The sequence below is a fragment of the Dietzia sp. E1 genome (genome assembly GCF_014145015.1).
GTDB lineage: Bacteria > Actinomycetota > Actinomycetes > Mycobacteriales > Mycobacteriaceae > Dietzia > Dietzia cinnamea_A.
Map to the genome: position 1 here is coordinate 1 of NZ_JAALDU010000314.1, position 2430 is coordinate 2430.

General features: G+C 72.2%; 2 protein-coding genes. Both read left to right on the plus strand.

Annotation, left to right across the window (positions count from 1 at the left end; translation table 11 throughout):
- Positions 1-192 precede the first annotated feature (192 nt).
- The gene (hrcA, locus tag G6030_RS10780) at positions 193-1233 is read left to right on the plus strand and encodes a heat-inducible transcriptional repressor HrcA (RefSeq protein WP_007626436.1); all 1041 of its coding nucleotides are present in this window, start codon (positions 193-195) and stop codon (positions 1231-1233) included.
- Positions 1234-1286: 53 nt separating this feature from the next.
- The coding region (dnaJ, locus tag G6030_RS10785) for a molecular chaperone DnaJ (protein WP_182643120.1) at positions 1287-2430 on the plus strand (1144 nt) is incomplete at its 3' end.

Genomic DNA, 2430 nt, shown 5'->3' on the forward strand with positions numbered 1-2430 from the left:
CGTGGCGGCCGGGCTGCTGCGCCGCCGGGCGGCCGACGACCCCGCCGGGCCCGGGTACGCGCTGACCGAGGCGGGCCGTCTGCTCGCCGACGGCGTCGTCCGCGACGTGCTCGTGTGACGCCGCCGACTGGGCCATCAGTGCAGGAACTGGCATAGAATCGGCAGAACAACGGGCACAGGGGAGGAGCGGGTATGTCGAGTACGGCCGATCGTAGGACCGAGGTCTTGCGCGCGATCGTCTCCGACTACATCGCCTCCCACGAACCGGTCGGGTCCAAGGCCCTCGTCGACCGCCACTCGCTGGGCGTGTCCAGCGCGACCATCCGCAACGACATGGCGGTGCTCGAGGCCGAGGGGTTCATCGTCCAACCCCACACCAGCTCCGGGCGCGTGCCCACGGAGAAGGGCTACCGTCACTTCGTCGACTCGATCGAGGAGATCACCCCGCTCTCGCGCGCCGAGAAGCGGGCGATCCGGGCGTTCCTCGAGGGCGCGGTCGACCTCGACGACGTGCTCCGGCGCGCCGCCCGCCTGCTCTCCCAGCTCACGCGACAGGTCGCCGTCGTGCAGTACCCGGTCCTCGGCCGCTCGACGGTGCGCCACCTCGAGGTGGTGAGCCTGACCCCCACGCGCCTGCTGCTGGTCCTCATCACCGACACCGGCCGTGTCGACCAGCGGACGGTCGAGCTGGCCGCCCCGCTCACCGACGAGCACCTCGGCGAGCTGCGCGGCCTGCTGTCCGAGGCCGTCGCCGACAAGCGCCTGTCCGACGCCTCGGACGCTCTGGCCGCGACCGGCGAGCGCGCCCGCCCCGAGTACCGCGACGCCGTGGAGCGCTGCGTGACCGTGCTGGTGGAGACGCTCGTCGAGCACCCCGACGACCGCATCGTCCTGGGCGGCACCGCCAACCTCACCCGCAGCGCCGCCGACTTCGACGGCTCCCTGCGCTCGGTCCTCGAGGCCCTCGAGGAACAGGTGGTGATCCTGCGACTGCTCACCGCCGCCCACTCCGTGGGCCGGGGCGGCCCCGGCGGGGTGACCGTGCAGATCGGCGAGGAGACCCAGGCCGCCGAGATCCGCGGTGCCTCGGTGGTGTCCTCGCAGTACGGCGCGGAGGGGCAGACGTTCGGCGGGATGGGGGTGCTCGGACCCACTCGGATGGACTACCCGGGAACAATCGCCTCGGTCGCCGCTGTTGCCCACTACGTGGGCGAACTCCTCACCGGGCGTTGACGCCCGTACGCTTCCCGCTGCGATCAGATCTTCCTCACGACGAAAGGCCACACGTGTCACGCGACTACTACGGGACCCTCGGGGTCGATAGGGGCGCCTCGGAGTCCGAGATCAAGCGCGCCTACCGCAAGCTCGCCCGCGAGCTCCACCCCGACGTCAACCCGTCGGACGAGGCGCGTGAGAAGTTCAGCGAGATCACCGCGATCTACGAGGTCCTCACCGACCCGGAGAAGCGCCGCATCGTCGACATGGGCGGCGACCCGCTCGACTCGTCCGGCGGTGGCGGTGGCTACGGCGGCGGTTTCGGCGGGGGCTTCGGCAGCGGCGGACTCGGTGACGTCTTCGAGGCGTTCTTCGGCGGCGGGGCCGGAGGCGGTGGACGCGGCCCCCGCAGCCGCGTCCAGCCCGGTTCCGACGCACTCATCCGCGTCACCCTCGGCCTGGACGAGTGCGCCACCGGCGTCACCAAGGAGATCCAGGTCGACACCGCCGTGCTGTGCGAGACGTGCCACGGCAAGGGCTCGGCCAGCGACAAGCCGCCGGCCACCTGCGGGATGTGCCAGGGCCAGGGTGAGATCCAGTCCGTCCAGCGATCGCTCCTGGGCAACATCATGACCAGCCGTCCCTGCCCGACCTGCGCGGGTACGGGCGAGATCATCACCGACCCGTGTGGTGAGTGCACCGGCCAGGGCCGCGTCCGCAAGCGCCGCACCGTCTCGGCCAAGATCCCCGCCGGCGTCGGCGGCGGCATGCGCATCCGTCTGGCGGGGCAGGGCGAGGTCGGCCCCGGCGGCGGGCCGGCCGGTGACCTCTACATCGAGGTCAACGAGCGCACCCACCCGGTGTTCGTCCGCGACGGCGAGGACCTGCACTGCACGGTCCGCGTGCCGGTGGTCGACGCGATCCTCGGCGGCGAGGTCGAGCTCGAGACGGTGGTGGGCGAACCCCTGCAGATCGAGATCCCGGCCGGCACGCAACCCGGCCACACCGTCACCCTCACCGGGCGCGGCATGCCCCGCGTCCGCGGTGGTGGCGCGGGTGACCTGACGGTCCACATGGAGGTCGTCATCCCGGAGAGGCTGGACCGCAAGCGCCGCGACCTCGTGGAGCAGCTGCGCCGCCTCGACGGTGACTCGGCCGAGGTCGTCAACGAGGACACCGCCCGCCGCGGTGGCCTGTTCTCCCGCCTGCGCGACG